This window comes from Phyllobacterium sp. 01N428, from assembly GCF_056399405.1.
The window spans coordinates 1-22,452 of record NZ_JBFTRH010000005.1 but is presented as its reverse complement, the minus strand read 5'-3'; the positions used below and the strand labels follow the sequence as shown (position 1 = coordinate 22,452).

Annotated in this window: 22 protein-coding genes; 13 read left to right on the top strand and 9 right to left on the bottom strand. The window is 56.6% G+C overall.

The features are described from left to right. Position 1: 1 nt before the first annotated feature. The 3 genes from AC1DNI_RS13615 to AC1DNI_RS13605 all read right to left on the bottom strand — a co-directional run bounded on the left by AC1DNI_RS13615 (position 2) and on the right by AC1DNI_RS13605 (position 2,068). Positions 2–790 carry an alpha/beta hydrolase gene (locus AC1DNI_RS13615; protein ID WP_477692226.1) on the bottom strand — a complete coding sequence of 263 codons (789 nt, stop codon included), beginning with the start codon at positions 788–790 and terminating at the stop codon, positions 2–4. Between the two features lie 79 nt (positions 791–869). Next, positions 870–1,517: a ChrR family anti-sigma-E factor gene (locus AC1DNI_RS13610; protein WP_477692225.1), complete on the bottom strand. Its 648-nt coding sequence runs from the start codon at positions 1,515–1,517 to the stop codon at positions 870–872. Between the two features lie 2 nt (positions 1,518–1,519). Beyond that, on the bottom strand, positions 1,520–2,068 hold the full coding sequence (locus AC1DNI_RS13605) for a sigma-70 family RNA polymerase sigma factor (protein ID WP_477692224.1): 549 nt from the start codon (positions 2,066–2,068) through the stop codon (positions 1,520–1,522). A gap of 279 nt (positions 2,069–2,347) precedes the next feature. Here AC1DNI_RS13605 and AC1DNI_RS13600 point away from each other — a divergent pair, with 279 nt between their 5' ends. The 9 genes from AC1DNI_RS13600 to AC1DNI_RS13560 all read left to right on the top strand — a co-directional run bounded on the left by AC1DNI_RS13600 (position 2,348) and on the right by AC1DNI_RS13560 (position 11,659). After that, positions 2,348–3,670, top strand: a complete 1,323-nt coding sequence (locus AC1DNI_RS13600) for an NAD(P)/FAD-dependent oxidoreductase (protein WP_477692223.1) — start codon at positions 2,348–2,350, stop codon at positions 3,668–3,670. Further along, positions 3,667–4,479 carry a DUF1365 domain-containing protein gene (locus tag AC1DNI_RS13595; protein WP_477692222.1) on the top strand — a complete coding sequence of 271 codons (813 nt, stop codon included), beginning with the start codon at positions 3,667–3,669 and terminating at the stop codon, positions 4,477–4,479. The genes AC1DNI_RS13600 and AC1DNI_RS13595 overlap by 4 nt, the downstream gene beginning before the upstream one ends. Beyond that, the gene (locus tag AC1DNI_RS13590; RefSeq protein WP_477692221.1) at positions 4,476–5,927 is read left to right on the top strand and encodes a cryptochrome/photolyase family protein; all 1,452 of its coding nucleotides are present in this window, start codon (positions 4,476–4,478) and stop codon (positions 5,925–5,927) included. The genes AC1DNI_RS13595 and AC1DNI_RS13590 overlap by 4 nt, the downstream gene beginning before the upstream one ends. Positions 5,928–6,131: 204 nt before the next feature. Further along, positions 6,132–6,635: a (2Fe-2S)-binding protein gene (locus AC1DNI_RS13585; RefSeq protein ID WP_477692220.1), complete on the top strand. Its 504-nt coding sequence runs from the start codon at positions 6,132–6,134 to the stop codon at positions 6,633–6,635. Then, a complete protein-coding gene (locus AC1DNI_RS13580; RefSeq protein ID WP_113281217.1) occupies positions 6,632–7,651 on the top strand; it encodes an FAD binding domain-containing protein in 1,020 nt (339 codons plus the stop codon). The genes AC1DNI_RS13585 and AC1DNI_RS13580 overlap by 4 nt, the downstream gene beginning before the upstream one ends. A gap of 7 nt (positions 7,652–7,658) precedes the next feature. Continuing rightward, positions 7,659–9,854: a xanthine dehydrogenase family protein molybdopterin-binding subunit gene (locus tag AC1DNI_RS13575; RefSeq protein ID WP_477692219.1), complete on the top strand. Its 2,196-nt coding sequence runs from the start codon at positions 7,659–7,661 to the stop codon at positions 9,852–9,854. Next, the gene (gene arr / locus AC1DNI_RS13570) at positions 9,851–10,273 is read left to right on the top strand and encodes an NAD(+)--rifampin ADP-ribosyltransferase (RefSeq protein WP_477692218.1); all 423 of its coding nucleotides are present in this window, start codon (positions 9,851–9,853) and stop codon (positions 10,271–10,273) included. Before AC1DNI_RS13575 ends, arr begins: the two co-directional genes overlap by 4 nt. 400 nt (positions 10,274–10,673) lie before the next feature. Beyond that, positions 10,674–11,108: an L-alanine exporter AlaE gene (gene alaE / locus AC1DNI_RS13565; RefSeq protein WP_477692217.1), complete on the top strand. Its 435-nt coding sequence runs from the start codon at positions 10,674–10,676 to the stop codon at positions 11,106–11,108. Between the two features lie 350 nt (positions 11,109–11,458). Beyond that, a complete protein-coding gene (locus AC1DNI_RS13560) occupies positions 11,459–11,659 on the top strand; it encodes a hypothetical protein (RefSeq protein ID WP_113281213.1) in 201 nt (66 codons plus the stop codon). Between the two features lie 362 nt (positions 11,660–12,021). Here the strand turns inward: AC1DNI_RS13560 and AC1DNI_RS13555 are convergent, their stop codons facing one another. The 4 genes from AC1DNI_RS13555 to AC1DNI_RS13540 form a co-directional block, all read right to left on the bottom strand. Further along, positions 12,022–12,207 carry a DUF3606 domain-containing protein gene (locus AC1DNI_RS13555; protein WP_477692216.1) on the bottom strand — a complete coding sequence of 62 codons (186 nt, stop codon included), beginning with the start codon at positions 12,205–12,207 and terminating at the stop codon, positions 12,022–12,024. A 141-nt stretch (positions 12,208–12,348) separates the two neighbouring features. Further along, complete coding sequence (locus AC1DNI_RS13550; RefSeq protein ID WP_477692215.1) at positions 12,349–12,876, bottom strand: DUF4142 domain-containing protein; 528 nt, start codon at positions 12,874–12,876, stop codon at positions 12,349–12,351. Positions 12,877–13,277: 401 nt separating this feature from the next. Beyond that, positions 13,278–13,466 carry a hypothetical protein gene (locus AC1DNI_RS13545; protein ID WP_027232346.1) on the bottom strand — a complete coding sequence of 63 codons (189 nt, stop codon included), beginning with the start codon at positions 13,464–13,466 and terminating at the stop codon, positions 13,278–13,280. A gap of 238 nt (positions 13,467–13,704) precedes the next feature. Further along, positions 13,705–14,049: a hypothetical protein gene (locus tag AC1DNI_RS13540; protein WP_477692214.1), complete on the bottom strand. Its 345-nt coding sequence runs from the start codon at positions 14,047–14,049 to the stop codon at positions 13,705–13,707. A 512-nt stretch (positions 14,050–14,561) separates the two neighbouring features. Between AC1DNI_RS13540 and AC1DNI_RS13535 the strand changes: the two genes are divergently transcribed. Both AC1DNI_RS13535 and aspT read left to right on the top strand, forming a co-directional pair. Then, positions 14,562–17,291 carry a decarboxylase gene (locus tag AC1DNI_RS13535; RefSeq protein WP_477692213.1) on the top strand — a complete coding sequence of 910 codons (2,730 nt, stop codon included), beginning with the start codon at positions 14,562–14,564 and terminating at the stop codon, positions 17,289–17,291. 94 nt (positions 17,292–17,385) lie between these two features. Then, positions 17,386–19,080, top strand: a complete 1,695-nt coding sequence (gene aspT / locus AC1DNI_RS13530) for an aspartate-alanine antiporter (protein ID WP_477692212.1) — start codon at positions 17,386–17,388, stop codon at positions 19,078–19,080. A 1,102-nt stretch (positions 19,081–20,182) separates the two neighbouring features. On the opposite strand, the gene AC1DNI_RS13525 is transcribed toward aspT, so the two are convergent. After that, entirely contained in the window at positions 20,183–20,506 is a 324-nt protein-coding gene (locus tag AC1DNI_RS13525; protein ID WP_477692211.1) for a con-10 family general stress protein, read from the bottom strand. Between the two features lie 193 nt (positions 20,507–20,699). On the opposite strand from AC1DNI_RS13525, the gene AC1DNI_RS13520 reads away from it, so the two are divergent. After that, positions 20,700–21,194: a YciE/YciF ferroxidase family protein gene (locus AC1DNI_RS13520; RefSeq protein ID WP_477692210.1), complete on the top strand. Its 495-nt coding sequence runs from the start codon at positions 20,700–20,702 to the stop codon at positions 21,192–21,194. Positions 21,195–21,287: 93 nt separating this feature from the next. Next, entirely contained in the window at positions 21,288–21,860 is a 573-nt protein-coding gene (locus AC1DNI_RS13515) for a sigma-70 family RNA polymerase sigma factor (protein WP_477692209.1), read from the top strand. A 245-nt stretch (positions 21,861–22,105) separates the two neighbouring features. Here the strand turns inward: AC1DNI_RS13515 and AC1DNI_RS13510 are convergent. Further along, positions 22,106–22,452: hypothetical protein (locus tag AC1DNI_RS13510; RefSeq protein WP_477692208.1), on the bottom strand; the 347-nt coding region annotated here is incomplete at its 5' end.

Sequence of the window (22,452 nt, the reverse complement as noted above, 5' to 3'; positions counted from 1 at the left end):
TTCAGTTGCGGTTGGAATGCGCGCGGACGAAATTCGCCGTATCGTCCAAAGTCGGAGCGATGAAGCGCATTGGCGACCCCATCGCGCCGATGATGGCGAGGTGTCCAACGCCCGGGTAGAGCTTTATATCAACGGTATTTCCGCCAGCGCTCAACTTCTCGGCAAGCCGCGTGCTGTTTCGCGGAAAGACCGTCGTGTCGCTTTTGCCGTGCAGGAGCAGCGTAGGCGGCTCGTGGCGTCCCGCAAACGTCACGGGTTCGGCCTGCGCCGTCGTTTCGGCGGTGCTGAATATGGCCGCTATCTTTTCGTCCTGCGATGGCAGGAAATCATAGGGTCCGGCAATACCGACAAAACCCCTGAGGTCCCTGTTCGGCGTCATGCCCTCCCTCCCGATCCACGTCTTGTCGAGTGCGAGCATCGCGGCAATGTAAGCGCCGGCGGAGTGGCCGACGACGAACAGCTTTGCCGGATCGCCACCGTATTGGCGTGCATGATCCCTGGCCCAGCGCACGGCCTTGGCGCCGTCGTCAAGAAAGCCTTCATAATGAACCTGCGGATAAAGCCGGTAATCGGGTATCACCGTAACGATCCCCTTGGCGGCTAAAGCCGATCCCACGAACTGATAGGTTTTCTTGTCGCCGTTCTGCCAGCTGCCGCCGTAGAAGAAGACGGCCACCGGGGCGGCATGCGCACCGGCCGGCGCGTAAACATCAAGCGTGCGTCTCGGCCCTTCGCCATAAGCGACGTCCTGCTCGACTCGAGCACCATTGGAAGTGGTGGCGATGTTCAAGATTGTTCCCGGCGAGCACGCCGTCAGGACCATGGCCGCACCAGCGACCGCCGCGATTGCCAAAAAGGGGCTCAAGTGCTCAAAACCCCATGAGGGGTTGGACAAGCCGGCCAACGAGGCTCCTCATCCGCAAGCGGCCATCGACCACGGCGAGACAAATGCATTCCTCATCAGGACCCGCTGCTGGCTCGTGCTCGAGACTGGCATCGGCAACGATCAGATCGCCGACGTGGTAGTCGCCGTCCGCATCATGCAGCGAACCCTTAAGAATGAGCGTGTATTCGGTACCCGCATGGGAATGTTCGGGCAGCACCATGCCCGGTTTCGAGCGCAGCAGCATGGGGCGGTTGCGGGCGGAGCCACCGCGGCCGATCGAGCTCCAGCGTACGCCGGGCGCAAGGAATTTCCACTTGCCGATATCGTAATGTTCAAGCGGCTGTGGCAGGCGCATCCCCTCTGGCAACTCAGCGAGCCATTTGCCCCGTTCCGCCACCTTGGCAGGCGGGACTGAATCGATCCGCGCAAGCGTCTTCTCCAATGCGTCGGGCGAAAGAGCACTTTCGGACGCGTCCTCAAGCGCGATCCCGCCAAAGATTTCGAAAGCGCGGACGCGCTCTGCGCTTTCCGGACACATCGTCAGGTGTGCCGCGACCACGAGCGCCGGACCCGGCGCCAGGTTTCCGGCGGCATAGGCCATCAAAAGGTCGTCGGATGGACGGTGGGACATCGTTACTGTTCCTCCCCCAACAGGCCGCGCAAGCGCTGCATGGCCAGCCGCAAGCGGGATTTCACCGTACCGAGCGGCAAACCCAGCACTTTGGCGATTTCACTGTGGGGTTTGTCATCGAAATAATGCAGACGTATGACGTTCAGCTGGTCCGCCGAAAGCAGATCGATCGCAGTGCGGACCCGCTGTTCGCTCTCGGTTCTCAGCACCTCGTCGGAGGGAGAGGCCGGAAGTTCGGGCGCCGGATCTTCAAGCAGATGCTGCGCCGGATAGCGCTCACGGCGTACTGAATCCACGCGCAAATTGCGTGCGATAGTGAATATCCAGGTCGAAGCGGAGGCTTTCGCCGGATCGTATAGCGCCGCCTTACGCCAGACCATCAGCATGGTTTCCTGTGCAAGTTCCTCCGCCTGTCCGGCGGCCATGCCCCCGCGCATGAAAAAACCTTTCAGCCGTGGTGCAAAGTAGCCGAAGAGCTCTGCGAATGCCGCCTTGTCGGCCTGCTGCGCTATGGCCACCAGCCGCGCCGACTGCTCCGCCTTTTCCGTCACGACGGCGCACCCGCCGGCACTCGGGCCTTTAGCCGGACGCGCCGGCATCGCTCGTAGTTGCCTCCGCCAGAGCGTCTCGAAATTGTAAAAGCCAAACGTACCGACGTCATTCATACCGCTCTATACGCAGGCCCACCGCGATCGGATCATCGCTTCGGGACCAGCGAAACTATCAATGATCCATTCCCGTATCTGCAACGTATTGATTGCAGCACAGGGAGACAACGTCTGATTTCCCTTGGCTGTCGGTGTTTGCAGGATGACTTCGGGAGAACAGGGTTGAAAATCGCAGTCATAGGGTCCGGTATATCCGGCATGTCGGCCGCATGGCTTCTTTCGCAGAAACACGAAATCACCGTCTACGAACGCGAAACGCGCATTGGCGGGCACAGCAATACCGTGATTGTACCCGGTGAGGGCGGTGTGGCCGTCGATACCGGCTTTATCGTCTACAATGAACAGACCTATCCCAACCTGACCGCGCTGTTTGCCTTGCTCGGCGTTGAAACCGCGGCGTCGGAAATGTCATTCGCCGTCTCGCTCGATAGCGGCAGGCTCGAATATTCCGGAACGGGCTTCAGCGGCCTTTTTGCCCAGCAACGCAACCTCGTCAATCCGCGATTTTGGCTCATGCTGCGCGACCTCTTGCGCTTTTATCGCGAAACGCCTGCCCATGCGGGCAAGCTTGGCCTCATTGCGCTTGGCGATTTCCTCGAACGTGAAGGTTACGGCCGCGCGTTCCGTGACGATCACCTGTTGCCGATGGCATCGGCCATCTGGTCGGCGCCGGCTGCGAGCCTTCTCGACTACCCGGCCGAAGCATTCATCCGCTTCTGCGACAATCATGGATTGCTCAAGCTTGCCAACCGGCCTGTCTGGCGCACGGTCAAGGGCGGAAGCCGCAACTACGTTGAGCGCCTGACGGCGAATTACAGGAACCGCGTCCGCACCGGCTGCGCCGCCGCATCGGTCCGGCGTGCCGGCGATCATGTCGCGGTCTCAGATATCCACGGAGTGACCGCCATATTCGATCATGTCGTGATGGCGGGTCATGCCGACGAGACGCTTGCCCTGCTCGCCGACCCGTCGGCACTCGAGAAAAGACTGCTCTCCGCCTTTCGCTACTCGGTTAATCGCGCGGTGCTGCACGAGGATGAAACGCTCATGCCGAAGCGGCGTTCGGTCTGGTCGAGCTGGAATTACCTTGGCGAACGCAAGGAGATGCAGCCCCCAAGTCAACTCTGCGTCAGCTATTGGATGAACAGGCTTCAGCCCCTCGAAACCGATCGCCAGTTCTTCGTTACCCTCAATCCTCGCCATGCGCCGGACCCGTGCAAGGTGCTGCATACCCAGACCTATACGCATCCACTCTTCGACAGTGAGGCCATGCAGGCGCAGCGCCAGCTCTGGCAGTTGCAAGGGGCTCGCAACACCTGGTTCTGCGGCGCTTATTTCGGCGCGGGCTTCCATGAAGACGGGCTCCAGGCAGGCCTTGCCGTTGCCGAAGATTTGGGTGGCTTACGCCGTCCTTGGACCGTTGCCGATGAATCGGCGCGCATCCATCGCCAGCCATTGGCTAGTCCGGTAGAGGTTGCGGCATGAGCGCGTTTTCCTCGGCAATTTATGCAGGCAAGGTGACGCACAAGCGACTGCGGCCCCGCCAGCACTTCCTGCGCTACCGCATGTTTTACATGCTATTCGACATTGATGAGATTGACCGAATAGCCCGGGAGCACTGGCTGTTTTCGCGCAACCGCTTCAATCTCTTCAGCTTCTACGACCGCGATCATGGCAGCAAGTCCGAGGTCGCCAATGACGGCTCGCCGCTGCGAAGCTACGTCGAGGATCATCTTCGCGCGGCGGGAGCAGAGCCCGATGGCGGCGCAATCCGCCTGATGTCGATGCCGCGTATCCTCGGCTATGTGTTCAATCCGCTCAGCGTCTATTTCTGCCATGATCGCGCTGGCGCGTTGGCCGCATTGATCTATGAGGTGGATAACACGTTTGGCCAGCGTCACAGCTATGTCTTTCCCTTCGACAAACGCACCGGTAGCGCCGGACCATTGCATCAGGAATGTGCCAAGGCGTTTTATGTCTCCCCCTTCATGGAGATGGCGCTGGGCTATGATTTCACCATCAAGATCCCCGATGACGCCGCCTCGATCGTGATCAATGCCAGCGACCGCGAGGGCTTGATCATCGCCACTGCTTTTGCCGGCAGGCGGAAGGGATTCAGCGACTGGCAACTCGCGAAGCTGGCTTTCGCCTATCCCTTGCTGACCCTTAAAGTCATTGCCGGCATACATTGGGAAGCGCTGCGGATATGGTTGAAGGGCGTCGGCCTCAAGCCTCGGCCGCAGACACCCGTTCAGACCAAAACCATCGTAGCGCGATCGACCCCGGCAGAATGACTGACCACAACACTGATAAACCCGCCATCGTGCTCTTTCGTCACGACCTACGTATCCGCGATAACCGCGCGCTGCTGGCTGCCGCCGGCTCCGGCAAACCGGTTATCCCGATTTTCCTTTGGGATGAGACGAATGAGGATTCGCGGCCAATCGGCGGCGCGCGGAAGTGGTGGCTGCACCATTCACTGAAAGCGCTGGACACTTCGCTCGAAAAATTGGGCGGCCGTCTCATTCTGCGGCGGGGAAACACTGCGGCGATTGTCGACGAAGTACTGGATGACACCGGAGCCGATGTCGTGCTGTGGAACCGTCGTTACGATCCACCCGGCGTTGCCATTGATACGGCACTCAAGGCCGGATTATTAAACCGGGGAATCGTGGCCGAGAGCTTCGAGGGCCATCTGTTGCACGAGCCATATGCGCTGAAGACAGGCTCCGGTGGGTATTACCGCGTCTATTCGCCGTTCTGGCGCGCGCTGAATGGGCAGCCCGAGCCCCGCGATCCACTGGCCGCGCCGCGCGAACTTTTGGCCTGGCCGCACCTGGTAACGACGGACAGTCTTGACGACTGGGCGCTTCTGCCCCATGAGCCCGACTGGGCCAATGGCTTTTCCCGAGACTGGACGCCTGGTGAAGAAGGAGCCCATGAGCGGCTTGCGGACTTTCTCGACGGGTCGATCGACCGCTACGTAGACAAGCGCAATCGTCCTGACATGGAGGCGACATCGCGGCTGTCGCCGCATCTTGCCCATGGTGAGATAACATCCTTCCAGATATGGCATGCCTTAAGGGCGCCAGAAGTGCTCGACCATCGATCGGGCGCGGAAAAGTTCCGCGCCGAGGTAGGCTGGCGGGAATTCTCCTGGCATCTGCTTTTCCACAATCCGAAGCTGCATTCGGAAAACTTCAAGCCGGCCTTCGACAATTTCGCATGGGCGGGCGATGCCGGGGGCCAGTTCACCGCCTGGAAGCGCGGGCTGACCGGCTACCCCATCGTCGATGCCGGCATGCGTCAGCTTTGGCAGACGGGATGGATACACAACCGCGTGCGAATGGTCGTCGCTTCCTTCCTCATCAAGCACCTGCTCGTTGACTGGCGCGAGGGCGAAGCGTGGTTCTGGGATACGCTCGTCGATGCGGATCCCGCCAACAATTCTGCGAGCTGGCAATGGGTGGCTGGGTCCGGCGCTGATGCCGCTCCCTATTTCCGCATCTTCAATCCCGTTTTTCAGGGTGAGAAATTCGATCCGAAGGGGGACTATGTTCGAAAATTCGTACCGGAGCTGAAGGCGCTTCCTGCAAAATTTGTGCATCAGCCGTGGAATGCGCCCGAAGCCGTTCTGAGAGAGGCGAATGTCAGTCTTGGCGAGACTTATCCATGCCCCATCGTCGATCATCAAGCTTCCCGCCGCCGCGCACTGGATGCCTATTCCACGGCGATGAGGTAACGATTCTGGTGCTGGAGTCGGACGGGTCTCCCAGGCAGGATACAAGTGTGTCCCAAGACGTATCGCTGCGTGGAGGGTCTTCACTCTGTTCTCATCGCCCTTGGCCAGAGCCTGCTTGTGTGGATCGAACTTGTCACGGGGTTAGTCCGCGCCTAGTGTTTGCAAAGGAAGCGAACATCAAGGGCATGGGGCTTCGGTGACATCATGGATCCCGCACCAAACACAGCACATCATGTGGCCTACACCATCAACGGCGTCATAAGGGTGGCTACTATCGAGCCGTGGGTGACGCTGCTTGATCTGTTACGGGAGGAGTTTGATCTTACGGGCACCAAGAAGGGGTGCGATCATGGCCAATGTGGTGCGTGTACCGTGCTCATTAACGGTATTCGGATCAACAGTTGCCTGGTGCTCGCCGTTAGCCGCAGCGGCTCCGTAATGACAACAATCGAAGGCATTGGAACTCCCGACCAGCTTCATCCCCTGCAGGCGGCGTTCGTAAAACATGACGCTCTCCAATGCGGATACTGTACACCCGGGCAAATATGCTCGGCCATCGGATTGATTTCGGAAGGTATCGCGAAGACGCGGGACGAGATACGCGAAGGCATGAGTGGTAATCTCTGTCGCTGTGGTGCCTATATCGGGATCGTGGACGCGATCGAAGAAGTCGTGGCAGCGGCACCCGACGCGAACTCTTTGCCATGAAGCGGTTCACATATGTCCGAGCCGCGTCGATCGATCAGGCGATCGAAAGTCTCTCCGTCCATGCAGACGCAAAACTGTTGGCCGGAGGCACCAACCTCATTGATTTGATGAAGTACGACGTATCGACCCCGACGACCATTATCGACATCAACGACTTGCCGCTCCGTGAGATAAATGAAACCGCCGATGGAGGATTGCGCGTTGGCGCGCTCGTGACAAACTCCGAGGTTGCCATTCACCCGTTTATCGCGCGACATTATCCTTTACTAGCCAGCGCCATCTTCGCCGGCGCGTCGGCCCAGTTGCGCAACGCGGCCACGGTTGGGGGCAACCTCATGCAGAGAACGCGTTGCCCGTATTTTTATGACGTGCTGACTCCTTGCAACAAACGAGCGCCGGGTAGCGGATGTCCGGCTCGGACAGGGCTAAACCGCAACCATGCCATACTTGGCGCGAGCCAACTTTGCGTGGCCACCCACCCGTCCGACATGTGCGTTGCCCTCGCAGCAATCGGAGCGACAATAATCGTTCAAGGCCCCAATGGAGTGCGCTCTATTCCCTTGGCTGACTTTCACCGACTGCCAGGCGACTCGCCTGAGAAAGACACGACGCTGCTCGATGACGAAGTCATTCTTGAAATCTTGTTACCGCCGGTGCTTGAGCATCATCGATACAGCTATTTGAAGATCCGCGATCGCCTGTCTTACGCCTTTGCCATCGTCTCGGCCGCGGTGTTGCTAACGATCAACGACGAAGCCGCGGTTTCGTTGGCCCACATCGCCTTGGGCGGCGTCGCGCACAAACCGTGGCGGAACACGGCGGCGGAAGCGCTGTTGATCGGCCGGCCTGCGTCTCGTGTGAACTTCGACCAGTTCGCATCGATGCTGCTATCAGGCTCCGTTGCATTGTCTGAGAACGACTTCAAGATAGACCTTGCCCATCGGACGGTCGTTCGAGCGCTTGAACAGGCCGCATCACGAACGCCTCAGTCGCAGTTCGACAAGCGTGTCCATTGAGGGATAGATGGATCAAGAGCAGACGGTCACGGGCAAGAGCATTCTCCGAGTTGACGGACCACAGAAGGTTCGGGGCGAGGCCAAATATGCTGCCGAATACAATATTCCCGATCTCCTGCATGCGTACGTCGTGACGGCGTCGATCGCGAAAGGTCGAATACTGTCGATCGATCTCGCTGCAGCCAGACGTTTTCCGGGCGTGGTCGAGGTTCTGTCCCACAAAAATCGCCCATGGTTCTGGCCAGTCTCATTTCTTTATAAGGATGCAGCGGGTCCGCCAGGAAAGCCATTCGTGCCGTTATACGATGACCGCGTGTATTTCAGCGGTCAACCCGTCGCGCTGGTGATCGCTGAAAATTACGAAGCTGCGCGTGATGCGGCCGCTTTGGTAAAGGTGAAGTACAAAGCCGAGCAGCACACCACCGACCTCGCTGCATCAACGGCGTTCAAACCGCTGAAACGCCGGATCGGTGTCGCCCCTGTCCCTCATCCGACAGGAGACGCCGATCTGGCGTTCGCAGTTGCTCCCCTGAAAATCGAATCGACCTACACCACCTCTCCGGAAAACCATCATCCCATGGAATTGTTTGCAACGACGGTGAAGTGGGGCAAGATCGTCACTGTTTACGACAAGACGCAAAGCCCAAAGAGCGTAGAGCTCTTCCTCAAGGTCGCGTTTCGCTTGATCGGACGCAAAGTGCGGGTTGTTAGCACCTATGTCGGCGGTGCGTTCGGTCTTGGTCTACGTCCACAGCAATCGGTCTTTCTGGCGGTGATGGCGGCGAAGGCGCTCGAACGCTCTGTCCGACTGGTTCTGCCACGCGACCACATGTTTGCGCTCGGATACCGCGCCAACGCCGTCCAAACCGTATCCCTTGCGGCCGACGAGCAAGGCCGTTTGCAGGCGGTCAGGCATCGAGCCGTGGTCGCCACCTCGCAATTTGAGGATGCCCAGGATCCGATGCTACTATTCTCTGCAAGCCTTTATCGGTGCAACAACATCAAGCTTACCTACGAACTGGCAAAACTCGACACTGTTTCGCCTTGTGACATGCGCGCTCCTGGTGCGGCGACAGGAATGTTTGCGCTGGAATCCGCGATGGACGAACTGGCTTACGTCCTCGATATGGATCCTCTGGCTCTGCGCCTCACAAATTACACGGAGCGGGACCAGAGCGAAAATCGACCCTTTAGCAGCAAGGCGCTACGCGAATGCTATGCTCTGGGAAGCGAGCGCTTTGGCTGGCACAAGCGCAGTCGCGCACCGCGGTCGATGCGCGAGGACAAAGAACTGATCGGTTGGGGCATGGCTACAGGAGCTTGGGAGGCCGCAATGTCACCCGCGCCCGCGCGGGCAAAAGTTATGGTCAGGAGCGACGGGAAGTTCGAGGTGACATCATCCATCACCGACATCGGCACCGGTACCTACACGATCCTAAGTCAAATCGCAGCGGACACGCTTGAAACGACGATGGACCGCGTTGTGATACGGCTTGGAGATTCAGCCTTGCCCTTTAATCCAATTCAGGGCGGCTCATGGACGGCAGCAACGTCTGGCGCTGCCGTCCAGTCCGCTTGTCGCAAGCTCAAGTCGACGATCAGGTCGCGGGCGAAGCATACAGGCGTTTTGGGGCGTGGGCAGGGTGCCGAGCTACTTTCTGCATCCGCTCTCATCGATTTGTTGAAACTGCAGCGCGGCCGCAAACTAAGCGCAACCGCCACGATGTTCAGCTTCCCGTTTGGCAAAAAGTTCTCCAGTGCCAGCCATGCGGCAGTGTTCGCCGAGGTCCGGGTCGACGAGGAGCTATCAGTGGTGCGTGTCACCCGCATCGTATGTGCCGTAGCCGCCGGACGCATTCTTAATCCCAACACTGCCCGCAGCCAGATCATCGGCGCAACTGTCATGGGGATTGGGAAGGCGTTGCACGAGGACGCCGCCTACGATCACAACCTCGGACGCTGCATGGCACACGGTTTCGCAGACTATCACATCCCTACCAATGCCGACGTTTATGACATAGACGTCGTGTTCGTCGACGAGACGGATGCCGAGGTTAGCCCACTGGGCGTGAAGGGCGTCGGCGAAATCGGGGTCGTCGCCGTGGCACCTGCCATCGCGAACGCAATCTTCCATGCGACAGGAGAAAGGATGCGACACCTTCCGATTACCATCGATCGTCTGGCACGCGCCGGATCACGATGACCGAAGCGCTGGATGAGGGTCCCTTCTTTCACGGCACAATTGCGGATTTGCGCGTTGGTGATTTGCTCACCGCAGGATACCGGTCGAACTATCGACCTGAAGTGGTGATGAACCATATCTACTTCACTGCCATTGTGGACGGTGCCGGACTTGCCGCTGAGATCGCAGCTGAACTTAGCAATGGCGGCGCAATCCCGCGTGTTTACGTCGTAGAACCGACCGGGACATTCGAGAACGACCCGAACGTGACCGACAAGAAATTTCCCGGCAACCCCACACGGTCGTATCGCAGCAGCGCACCGCTCAAGGTCATCGACGAAATCACGCATTGGAACAGATTGACGCCCGAAGCACTACAGGAATGGAAAGAACGACTGACCACACTGCGCTCAGACGAACGAGGCGAAATCATCAACTGATCCGAGAGGGACACGCATCGTGTGCTCATCAAACGATCGGATAGCTAAAACGAGATGATCAGTTCTCCACCCTGAACTGGACAGCCAAATCCGGCACGCCGCCTACCTCGAGATTTTCCTGCGATTTTTCTCACACCCGATCCAAGGTCTGCATTCTAAGATCCGCGCTGAAGAGCTGACCTTCCGCTTCCGCAATGTGTCGTCATTCAACTCAACGTCGTAGTAGCGCGCCCGGTCATCGGTAGTCACCATCCCCATCGACCGGCACATCATATGTCAGTAATGGTAAAACCAAAGGTCTCAAGCATTCGCGGCAACAATGAATTGGATGTAGCGTGCTCACTAGTTGAGCAGCGTTTTATCGAATCGCTCGGCCCAGTCCTATTGGGACAGGCGTTGGATGATATGGACAGCTAAAATGAGACAATTCTTTGCAGATACGTTTGCCCTTATTGTGTTCTCAACCGTAGCTGGGATAGCGGTCGAGTTCTTCATCGTTGGACTGACCCCATCACAGGTATTTCAGGCGCGGCTCGCTGCCATCCCCGTTATTGTTGTCACTGCCCGACCTTACGGGATTTATCGCGATTGGCTGTTCGCCCTGTTTGATGCGCCGACAGGCAACCGAGCTAAAAAGACGGCGGTCGACATCAGCGCATTCGTGACGTTTCAAGTTCCGATCTACTGCGCAATCCTGGCACTCGCCGGGGCGACTATCATGCAAATTGTCACCGCTGTGGGGTCAGCCATTATCGTTTTGACGGCCTCGGGTCGCCCCTATGGGCTCTTTCTCGAGTGGAGCCGGAAACTGTTCGGCGTTTACAAGAATGCCTGAGGCACAGAGTTGCCGGAGCCCTTGTCATTGCTCGACATTTCTCGGAGGGAGTTTCTAACAGGGGTTCTTATCAAGTGGTCAAAGAAGATCGAAGATTTCAAATATGATACAGGCGGCACCTGCTATAACCAAAGGCGTTCGCCGAACAATGGGCTGGCGGGCATTCCGCCTGACTTCATTAAAACGCTGCGGCACTGCATGCGCAATAACAACTCTTATTGACGTGGGGGAAACGGCTACGGCGTCGAGCCGACGCGATCTTGAATGCATACCAACAATAAACTGTGATTTTATGAACTTTCGATTAGCGGATACTCTGCCTGTGCACCACAAGACCAAGGAGTTGAACGATGAGAACAATCCTCGTATTTGCCGCCGCTTGCGGGCTCACCGTGTCGGCCGCTTCGGCCGAGTGTGTCGGACATACCGCCTCCGTTGACAAAGAGATCACGACGGCAAGTGTTTCGAAGGACCAAACCAAGGACCAGACCACTATTCAAACTGATGCTAGATCAGTAAAAAAGGAACCACCGCATTTCGAAGGCGAGTAGCTGGTGCCCACCAGGAATAGAGCCTTGGAGAACTCGGTGCTCAAGAAGGATCGGTCCTGGTAAGTGCGTAGATTGCCTCGCTAGTTGTTGCCGGATGTCGGCGTTACACATTGGAGATATTGAGGCACGCGCTTATTGTCCGCTTTGGTTTCTGGAAGCTGAGCTGTTTCCTTGCTCTTAACCCGTGCGTATCGAAGATGCGCCGAGGACGATCGGGCGGCCAAACACCACCGCAAACCAAAGGTACTCCATTCTAGTGTCCTTCAGTGGCAAGATGACGATGCCCACTTTTGGGTGGGCCGATCTCGGGAATGGAGGAGAGAAGGGCGGCGATCAAAACTGGAAGCGTCGTCCACAACAAATCATAGGCGACCATGGGTCAGCGGCCTCCAAGTTCGCTCTCGACTGCCGCCGTGCTTCTTGATGAGCTCAAGCGCCCGGTCCCTGCTGAGGTCATGCTTCGTCATGAGGTAGTTCACCTCGTAGTCCTCGCTTGCCGATACTGTGGCGCGGTCTCGATTGTCCTGCTTGAATTTGTCATCTGACATTTGGGTTTCTCCCCGGCTGTTGCTGTTGTTTCTCAACAGCCGCAAAGGATTTAGGTTCCCTGTCGCCTTAAGTGGGGATCGGCCACTAACCCGATTGCGCCGCTCATGGCGAGCAGCGCTTTCCTGGGTTCCAGTTGTTGCTTACTTATCGAGATCCTGGGCCATCATCAGATGATGTTCCAAGGCCGGCTCTGTCGTAGCGGCCCACGCCTTAAGGTCGGGATTATCGCCGCCTTCGCCGTAGCGCTTGAATAAGTCAACTGCGTCTTTGTGCGCCGAAACCTGATCGGAGTGATACTGCTTGGTGAAATCCTCACCTTGCAGACCGTTGAGCTTATCAAGCGTGCTTTTCTGCGCTGATGTCATTGCCGTAGGGATTGAGGCCTTGACCTTCCCGCCGTCAACCAATTGCTTCAACCCCGCCGACGTCTTCTGATGGTCCGCGATCATCTGCTTCGCGAAAACCTTGGTCGGATCGTCAGCCCGTTCCGCGGCGAGCTTGCTCGACTCGATTTCAAACATGTCACTGGTGGCAGCTTCCATAACGAAATCTTCCGTTGTGGGGGCCGCGCCGATCAGAGAGTTGACGCCGGTCTTTTCAGCCGCCGTCTGGGCAAACGTCGACGTTGACATCATTAATAGAGCTGCAGTCATTACAAGCTTGTTCATCTGGGTTCTCCTTTGCACTGAGCGAACAACGCGGGGTAGAGAACACTGTTCCAACAGCGCAAGCCGATGCCAGGGCGCTTCATTGGACAATGCTCGTCGCTGTCGACGTTATTCGTGCTCGGCTTGTTCCTGATCGGATGCGGTCGATTACCAGGTTAGCGACCGATCCTTACCGGCAGGTGTGTACCATCGAAGCGAGACTCAAAAATCAGTGCTATTCAGGTGGCGGGATTCACACCATGCCCAGCAACAAGTGACTTTGCCGGCCAAAGACTGTCCAAAATAGTGTTCAGGTATGGATGAGTACACGTGACTTTTCGACTGTCGTTTGCATATCGGCGGTTTAGTCCAATGCGCGATGGTAATCGTATTATCGGAGAGTTCGTCCAAGTCACGTCAGCTTAGAGCCGCTGTTTTGTACCCGCGCTAGTCCCGTCGGAGCTTTTAGAACGTTCCTCAAAACGGTCCGCGCCCTTGGCTAGGTCTGAACCTTTCTGAGCTTCCACCTTCTTTTCATCTTCTGCCGCGCTCTTCCTCAAACCTCGCGCAGCCTTCCTCCCTTTTTCCGTAGGGGCTTGCTCGATACCCATTGCACGTCCTCCGTTTCTCTCCACGCTCAACGAACAGGCTCCAAGTTCGTTCCGTGACCTCCCGGTGCCAAAAATGAGGACTAGCCACGATGTGACAACAAGCCCCACTGCCGCAAAGGTATAGAATAGCCAGCGGCCTGAAACCATCTCGGCAGTAATATTTATCGTTTGTGCCAGCGTTGATGGGCTGCCAATGGAGAAAGCGGCCAAGCAGATACTTACGGCTATGCCGGTAACTTCACTCGTGCAAAAAGTTTAGCTTAATCTCTATGTCGTTGCCGAGAGAATTCAGAGATTTGCCGCTCAGAGAAATGTGATCGCCCCTAATCTCGCCCACCAGTTCAAGCCCGTTTTCATCGCCTCCAAATACGGATGCAATGGTTTCAGAGGTCATTCCTTTAAATGGGCGGGCCTTAACTTGGGCAGTAATGAAATTTCCAGAAAGCGAGTAGGTCCCAACGTAATAAATCAAAGTGTCTCCACCGTATACGCGACCGTCTCTAAGAACCACCAAGCCAATTCCCTGCATCGAGTGTGTATCAAACTCGGCACGATAGATTCCCTCGCGAAAGTTGTTAGGCATTAGCGTTCCTCCAACGTTCAAATTGTAAAACGATCTTACCACCGGTGAAGGTAAATACTGGGAACCTTTCTAGATGGATCTGCGGAAGAAAAGGTACGAGAACGATATCCACCCGCACAACCTGTTTGAACTTCAAGACGACATCGCTGGTTCGATGGCTACGGCGCTGGCGCACCCCTACGATGTTATTTTTCGAAGCGACGTAGCCCGCCTCTCACAATAACCTCCGGTCGGTGTCCAGGCCTGTACTTACACCTAGGCTTATTTTGCCTGACGATCCCGGGAAACGTACGGCTTTGCTGGCCTGGTCTGTAAGTGGGCGCCGTATATTACACGATGCTACACGTATTCGTGTTCGCATCGGTCTACACTCTGCATGAAACGGGCAAAGCGCCCGCTCGACGGAGGCATAGTGAAGTGGCTGAAGAGAACCGCTCCTCTGCCTGACGTCAGCCCACTCGCTCGCCCAGACGAATGAACTAGTCAAAACCATAGGCAGGGGAGATACCGCGATGCCGAAACCGGCCAAGATGCTTGAGCAGCGGATAGACCACTTCTTCTCGATGCCCGCGGAACGCGCAGACCGGTGGCGCGATGTTGTTGCCGCAGCGCGAGCATGGTCGGTAGGGCGAGCCGATCAGAACGCGGCCGAAGCTGCCTTTGCAGAGTTAGGCCCCATTGAAGGGTTTCACGCATTCCCAGGCTCTGCGCTCATGGCGAGGCTAAGCGACAGGCTGCGGGGAGGCGATGCTGTTGGCTTTACTGATTTGGTGCGACGCGTTTCGGCCGCGATTGTCACGCGTGACTTCAAGTATGATCCTGCCGAGTGGCGAACGACCGAGGAAGTCGTCGATACGCCGGCTGATGTCCTACCGCCCACGCTCAGACACGGTGACGCAAAGCGCCCCTACTTCGAAATGCTGATTGTTGCGCCGGGTGCCACAACGCAAGCTGCCGATCAAATCGCGCAGTTGCGCAACCTGCGACGTCCTGAGGACGCGTTTATTTACGAAATTGTCCCGGTAGACAGCTTCGAAGATGCGATCTGCGCTGCGATCATCAATCCGGATATTGCCGCGGTTACGATCTTCGAGGGCTTTAACTACGCTTCGCGACATTCGGCGCCGGTGTTGCGCAGCGTGCTGTCCGGCCTCGGACTGGATGGGGCTCGAGCGGAGGATGCTGATCTGGCGTTGCTCTTGGCAAACTCGTTGAAACGTCTGCGACCAGACCTCGACATTTATCTTCTGTCTGACCGCCAGGTAGAAAATTTGGCGGGCGATGCACGGTCGGCATCCATCCGTCGCGTTCTCTATGCGATCGAAGAACCGTTGGAACTCCACCTGTCGGTGCTTGAGGGGATTCAAGACCGTTTCGAGACGCCGTTCTTCGACAACCTCAAGGAATATGCGCGGCGCCCGATAAGTACATTCCATGCGCTTCCGCTCGCTCGAGGAAAGTCGGTTTTCAAGTCTGACTGGATCCGCGATATGGGGGAGTTCTATGGTATCAACCTTTTCCTTGCGGAAAGCAGTGCCACAACGGGCGGACTTGATAGCCTGTTGGAGCCGACAGGCAATATCAAGCGCGCTCAGGAAATGGCCGCGCGGGCTTTTGGCGCGGACCATGCCTTTTTCGTAACCAACGGCACAAGCACGTCGAACAAGATGGTCCACCAGGCGATAGTCGCGCCCGGCGACATCGTCATTCTCGACCGAAACTGCCACAAGTCCCACCACTATGGGCTTGTACTTGCCGGCGGGCAACCACTCTACGTTGATGCATTCCCGATGACAGAATACTCGATGTATGGTGCGGTACCTCTCAGGAGCATAAAAAAGGCACTCCTGGATCTGAAGGCCGAAGGCAGGCTTGACCGTGTCAAAATGGTGGACCTCACGAATTGCACCTTTGACGGCCACATCTACAACACGCGTCGGGTCATGGAGGAGTGCCTCGCCATTAAACCGGACCTCGTATTCCTCTGGGATGAGGCGTGGTTCGGCTTCGCGCGGTTCTCACCGGTATTGCGTCCTCGCACCGCAATGGGCGCAGCGGCCGCAATTGAAACATGGATTCACGGTTCGGCCGCGGTTGAGGCCTACGAAAAACAACAGCAGGAACTTGGGTCCGACCCCACCGTCGACGAACTGCTAACGACGCGGTTGCTCCCGGACCCGCGGAAGGTTCGCATTCGCGTTTACCAGACCAACTCGACGCACAAATCCATGTCAGCGCTGCGCCAGGGCTCGATGGTTCTCGTGAAAGACGTCGACTTCTACACAGTTGAGTCGCAGTTTCACGAAGCAATCTTTACGCATGCTTCGACAAGCCCCAACCAGCAACTGATCGGCAGTCTCGACGTAGCGCGGCGGCAAATGGAATTGGAAGGCTACGGCCTCGTGCTCAACGCCATCGAAATCTCGCTTGCTATCCGGCGTGCGGTCAATTCACATCCGATAATCTCGAAATACTTCCATATGCTTGGTGCTGACGGCATGATCCCCGTGCAGTACCGGGAGAGTGGGTTTGTGGATTTTCTGGCGCCGGACACAACCTGGGCCAGCCAGGTGCGCAGCATGCACGACGACGAATTCTGCCTCGATCCTACGCGTATGACGCTTGTCTGTGGAACGGCAGGTTTCGATGGAACCGAGTTCAAGGCGTTGCTGGCCAATGTCTACGACATTCAGCTCAATAAAACGTCGCGCAATTCGGTTCTGCTGCAATCCAATATCAACAATACACGGAGCGATGTGGCGCAGCTCGTTCGCGTGCTCCTGGAGATTTCTAACGGGATCGAGACACGCCTTGCCCGGGGCGGCGATGGCGAAAGAAACGCGCTGGCCGCTCGCGTCAAGTCGCTAATGACGGACGTGCCTGACCTACCGAATTTCAGTCATTTCCATGAAGCGTTTCGACAAGACGCCGGGCGTGCCACACCGGAGGGGGATATGCGCACAGCTTTCTACGGTGCTTACGATGCCACCGGCTGTGAATACATTCCTTTGCATGGAGATGAATGTAATCGTCGCCTTCGCGAGGGGCCGGAAATGGTGTCCGCCAACTTCGTAATTCCTTATCCGCCCGGCTTCCCGATCATGGTGCCGGGTCAAGTGATCACAGAGGAGACAATTGAGTTCATGCGCAAACTCGATGTGAAGGAGATTCATGGCTACGAGAAAGCGCGCGGTCTCAAACTGCTAAAGCCGGAGGTCATCTCTACCAAACTGAGGCACTAGATAAGCGCCTGTGGGCGCGTCTGCTTGCCCACGGCGGGTTCGATCCGGGGTTGGTCGTTAACTCCTTGAGCTTGACAATGGGCAGGAGTAGGGGATGGCTTTTTTTGTACAAGCATTGCGCGACAATCCTGAACTGGCAATCTTCCTTGCGCTGGCCATTGGCTTTTTGATTGGACGGGTAAGGCTCGGAAGTTTCAGCCTCGGAATCGTGGTGGGGACGCTCTTGGCGGGGGTGTTGATTGGACAGCTCGATATCAAGATTCCACCGATTGTGAAGATCATCTTCTTTGATCTTTTTCTGTTTACAACCGGCTACAAGGTCGGACCGCAGTTTTTCCGCGGGCTCAAACAGGACGCAATTCCACAGGTGGCGCTTACCTTGGTCTTATGCGTTGCATGCTTGCTCACTGCATTCGGTTTTGCGACGCTGCTTGGGTACGACGTCGGAACGGCCGCCGGACTGCTTGCAGGAGCATTTTCAGAATCGACGGTTATTGGCACGGCCGGGGAGGCTATTCAGCGCCTGGCTATTCCCGAAGCGGAAAGAATTAGCCTGCTGAACAATATTCCAGTGGCTTACGCAGTCACATACCTCATTGGAACCGCCAGCCTTGTATGGTTTCTCCCTACAATGGGACCCAAACTGATGGGAGTTAACCTGCGCGACGAAGGGATGCGTATGCAAGGCACCGCATTGGCAGGCTCCGCGCAACTGGAACTTGGCGTGACCTCGGGAGCAAGACTGTTCGATCTGCGTGCTTACCGTGTCACCAATCCAAAACTCGTTAACAAGACGGTGGCAGAACTTGAAGCCTTGCCGCACGGCTCGCGCGTGTTCATCGCAAGAATCCGGCACCACGGAGGCATCATGGAGGCGCTTCCCAATTCGGTCATCCGCGAAGGTGACGTCGTCGCCGTACTCGCTCGGCAGGAAATACACGTGAACAGCGGAAAGATTGTCGGCCCGGAAGTAGACGACAAGCCTCTGCTCGACCTACCGGTCGAAGTGTTGGATGTCGTGGTTACGCGAGGGATCGCGGTTGGGAGAACACTTGGAGAACTGGCGCAGCTCGAATTCACTCGGAGCGTGTTTCTGCGGAAGCTTACACGGGCCGGACAGGAGATGCCCGTTACTGCAAAGACGACCATCGATGGTGGAGACGTGCTCAGTCTGATCGGCACTAAGCCGGAGGTTGAGAGGGCCGCAATGGAATTAGGCTATCCAGACCGCCCAACTATGGCGACGGACATGGTTTTTGTCGGGACAGGCATCGTGCTTGGGGGCCTTGTTGGCCTCTTGTCGGTAACCGTTGGCGGTATCCCGTTAACTCTGACTGCAAGCGGAGGTGCGCTGATCATGGGGCTGGTTTTTGGCTGGCTTCGGTCTGTACACCCATTTTTTGGCCGAATCCCGGAACCGGCGATCTGGATCTTCGACACTGTCGGTCTGTGCATTTTTATCGGTGTGGTTGGCATCAACGCCGGGCCAAGCTTCTTCTCTGGGCTCCAACAAACCGGTTTGAGTCTTGTGGTGGTGGGGCTGGTATCGGCGTTGCTGCCGCATACGATAGCGATTCTTTTTGGCCGCTATATGCTCAAGATGAATCCCCTTATTGTTCTTGGTGCATGTGCCGGTGCCGGAACTATCACGGCCGCCCTCCGGGCGATACAAGATGAATCTCGGAGTAGTATTCCTGCGCTCGGTTATACGGTGCCCTATGCCATTGGTAATATTCTTCTCACTGCGTGGGGGCCCGTGCTCGTCGCATTGATGACGATTGGCGAATGACGAATGTCCAGATCGCCTTTGGTACGATGGACCACCGGGTGTGGCTGAGCGGAGACACTTTGGATGGCCGACTGATGATATGATTGTGGGATCTGTGTGAAGTAGCTCGAACGGATTTTGCTGACTAGTCGGCTTTGGCGAGGATGACGCACTTGGCGGCATCATTCGCTTCCAACGCAACTTCTAGCCCAAGATCGGCTGCCTACCCGTTTGGTCCGGTCGACCCCTGCTGACGATCGAACGTCAGTGGATTGGAAAGTTCCCACCAGCGGAGACTTGCCCTCATTGCGCCTTGGAAGAATACTTTCAGCCAAGTCCCTACCGGGTGTCGGATACCAGCACAATGTGTTACTCCGAATCCTGGAGGTCGGCCAAAGTTTTTTTTGCTTTGCTTATTGGAACACTGTTTGCCCCAAAAGGGCGGTGAGCTTACGCCCACCGCCAAGTGTTGAGCCCAAGGCCGCGGCGACATTGAGCCAAGGGATCAACTGACCTGGATGGTCCTGTCAGCAGCGAACAAACGTACCAAAAATTGGTGATCTCCCGCCTTTGTCCGGAATGACTGTCGGACATGGAAATGGGCTCGGACAATACGGAGGCTGCAAGTCCGAGTCCCTCGGCTTGATATAGGGGCATCGGCTGTAGGAAACCCGCAATGGACATGGCAGGGCTTCCGAAGCCGAGTTGCGTTTTGTGAGTTTTGCTTAAACGCTGACGCGATTTAGAATATACTTTAGCAAAGGGGCGGTGAGCTTGCGCTCACCGCCAAGTCTTGAGCCCGAGGCCTCGAATGGCAGTGAGCCAAGGGCCCAGCCGACCTGGATGCTCCGTCAGCAGCGTATAAACGTGCTAAAAATCATAGATGTTCCGCCTTTGTCCGGAAGAGACAGGAAATATATGCGACTGAAGGAAGGCTCGGACATGACGGGCGCTAGCGCTGTGCTTGAAGCAGGGGCACATATGCTTTGACAGGGCGCCCTCCGACGAATGCCCTAAAGCAAACTAGCCCCCGTCTCCACGATCGATTTAATAACAGTGCTGTTGACCAATAATGAAAGCGGCCGGGAATATCCCGGTCGCTTCATATAAAAGAAAAGCTTCTTCAGCTCTGTCCACCCTTGCGGCCGGCTTCGCGTGCACGTTCAGGGTCGTCGGCAAAATTGCCGCCTCCCTGGCGTCCGCCCGTATCATCGTCAGATTGTTGGCGGTTTTCATCGTTCTCTGCGGATTGCTGGCGGCCAGACTGGCCACCACCCGACTGCTGTCCACCTTGGCGCCCAGCTTCGGCTGCGCGTTGCGGGTCATTCTTGAAATTACCACCGGACTGACGACCGCCTTCGCTTGCGATCTCACGCTGCTTGTCTTCATCCATCGACGCAAAGCCGCGATTGGACATATCACCCTGTTGATTGCGTTCATTTGGCATGTAGTTTCTCCTATGGTTCTTTTCCGCCCCCGTACATGGCTAACTTGGATCGGCAAAAACAGGTTCCCGGCTATACGTCATGTGTCCGAAAGCGGACGTTGACCTCCCGGGGCATAGGTGGAGGGAACCTTAGCGCTGGATGCCTCTTAAGGGGACTGCAACTTGCGGTAATTGAAAAAGAGGAGATATCGCCGTGGCTGACAAGACCCTGGAAACGCTATTTCATGAAACGCTGAAAGACATCTACTACGCTGAACGAAAAATCCTGAAAGCCCTGCCGAAAATGGCGAGGGCCGCATCTTCCACCGAGCTCAGGGCTGCGTTTGAAAAGCATCGCGAAGAAACCGAAGGCCATGTGCAGCGTCTGCAGGGGGTTTTTGAAGCCCTTGGCAAACGCCCGCGGGGTAAGACCTGCGATGCAATTGAAGGCATTCTTTCCGAAGGCGAAGAGATAATGGAAGAATTCAAGGGTCAACCAGCCCTTGATGCAGGCTTGGCTTCGGCCGCCCAGGCCGTTGAACATTACGAAATTGCCCGCTACGGGACTTTGGCGAGATGGGCGGAAGAGCTAGGGTTGACCGACGCCAAAGCGCTTCTTGTTGCAACGCTTGAGGAAGAAGAAGCCACCGACCAAGCCCTGACGGCTTTGGCTGAAAGCAGCCTCAACCCCGCGGCCCAGGCGGCATAGTTTTTCCCATGTCTACGCTCGATTTGACTGCCTTGTGATGCATATAGGCAGTCAAATCGCAGCGGAACGATCCCCGATTTTTGGGAGAACATCATGCAACATGCGCCGCCAGAAAACGTTTTGACCTCTAAGAAGGAACTGCTTGCTGCTATTCCGGCATTGCGCCGATTTTCCCGTACCTTTCACAAATCGAAGCCAGCCGCCGAAGATCTGGTTCAGGAGACATTGGTGCGCGCTTGGCACGCGCTCGACCGCTATCAGCCAGGCACCAGCATGCAGGCATGGCTTTTCACCATCATGCGCAACATCTTTCTCACCGATTACCGAAAGCGCGACCGGGAGACGACGGGATTTACGACGGATATTGCGGATTACCAAGGCGCACAAGCTGCGCCTCAAGAATGGAAAATTCGTGCGCAGGATGTGCAGGCGGCCCTCCACAGACTTCCAACTGAACAGCGCATCGCCATCGTCCTATGTTGCGTGCTTGGCCACAGTTACCAGGAAGCAGCAGAAATCTGCTGTTGTGAAATAGGGACGATCAAAAGCCGCATTGGTCGTGGCAAACTCGCACTGTTGTCGTTGCTTGGCGAAGAGAGCCGACTATCGGTCCTCGAAACCGATTATCGTTCTTCGACTACAGCAGCAATCAACCCTTTTGCCTAAGCATACACGGAAATGAAAATGGGCTCGGAAAAGACGGGGGCGCAACTCCGAGCCCATTGCTGCTTGATGGTAAGGGGTGGCATCAAGCAGATGCTGTTATCCCCAGCTTGCCTCAGAACGCAAATTTTGCGCAATAGTTCCATGCGCTGGCCGTCCTTCGTGGAAACTTCCACGATTTTGCGGAGAATGATCTGCCAAGGCGGATGGGATCGTGCATTCGCTTAGCGTTCTCGGCGTTATGCCGTCTATCGTCCCATCCAATGTCGCGTGAATGCATAGGATAGAACTACGGTCCCAAACAATATTGTCAAAGGCCGTTCTTGGACCATCGAACCTAAGCGTTCTTCGATGATGGCAGGAGTTTCAGAAAGAGCCCGACCGACACTATCGGCCAACAATCCGACAGACTCCGTAATTCGATCGATTTCAGCGCGCATCGCGGCAATTTCCTCCGCGAGGGCCGTCGATTCTCTATCGGCCTTTGCGCCAATATCCTGCAAAACTTCATCGACCAGTGGGGCATCACTTGGCCTGGGCGTTTCTGGCGGCGGTTGATCAGTCATCTTCTTGCTCCTTTGCCAACGAGAACGAG

Bases quoted from the DNA above. Each gene is read 5' to 3' on its own strand.
- AC1DNI_RS13590 (WP_477692221.1), top strand. From the start codon at position 4,476: ATGACTGACCACAACACTGATAAACCCGCCATCGTGCTCTTTCGTCAC.
- AC1DNI_RS13550 (WP_477692215.1), bottom strand. From the start codon at position 12,876: ATGAACAAGCTTGTAATGACTGCAGCTCTATTAATGATGTCAACGTCG.
- AC1DNI_RS13595 (WP_477692222.1), top strand. From the start codon at position 3,667: ATGAGCGCGTTTTCCTCGGCAATTTATGCAGGCAAGGTGACGCACAAG.
- AC1DNI_RS13515 (WP_477692209.1), top strand. From the start codon at position 21,288: ATGCAACATGCGCCGCCAGAAAACGTTTTGACCTCTAAGAAGGAACTG.
- AC1DNI_RS13580 (WP_113281217.1), top strand. From the start codon at position 6,632: ATGAAGCGGTTCACATATGTCCGAGCCGCGTCGATCGATCAGGCGATC.
- AC1DNI_RS13535 (WP_477692213.1), top strand. From the start codon at position 14,562: ATGCCGAAACCGGCCAAGATGCTTGAGCAGCGGATAGACCACTTCTTC.
- aspT (WP_477692212.1), top strand. From the start codon at position 17,386: ATGGCTTTTTTTGTACAAGCATTGCGCGACAATCCTGAACTGGCAATC.
- AC1DNI_RS13585 (WP_477692220.1), top strand. From the start codon at position 6,132: ATGGATCCCGCACCAAACACAGCACATCATGTGGCCTACACCATCAAC.
- AC1DNI_RS13540 (WP_477692214.1), bottom strand. From the start codon at position 14,049: ATGCCTAACAACTTTCGCGAGGGAATCTATCGTGCCGAGTTTGATACA.
- AC1DNI_RS13555 (WP_477692216.1), bottom strand. From the start codon at position 12,207: ATGTCAGATGACAAATTCAAGCAGGACAATCGAGACCGCGCCACAGTA.
- AC1DNI_RS13545 (WP_027232346.1), bottom strand. From the start codon at position 13,466: ATGGGTATCGAGCAAGCCCCTACGGAAAAAGGGAGGAAGGCTGCGCGA.
- alaE (WP_477692217.1), top strand. From the start codon at position 10,674: ATGATATGGACAGCTAAAATGAGACAATTCTTTGCAGATACGTTTGCC.
- arr (WP_477692218.1), top strand. From the start codon at position 9,851: ATGACCGAAGCGCTGGATGAGGGTCCCTTCTTTCACGGCACAATTGCG.
- AC1DNI_RS13610 (WP_477692225.1), bottom strand. From the start codon at position 1,517: ATGTCCCACCGTCCATCCGACGACCTTTTGATGGCCTATGCCGCCGGA.
- AC1DNI_RS13560 (WP_113281213.1), top strand. From the start codon at position 11,459: ATGAGAACAATCCTCGTATTTGCCGCCGCTTGCGGGCTCACCGTGTCG.
- AC1DNI_RS13525 (WP_477692211.1), bottom strand. From the start codon at position 20,506: ATGCCAAATGAACGCAATCAACAGGGTGATATGTCCAATCGCGGCTTT.
- AC1DNI_RS13575 (WP_477692219.1), top strand. From the start codon at position 7,659: ATGGATCAAGAGCAGACGGTCACGGGCAAGAGCATTCTCCGAGTTGAC.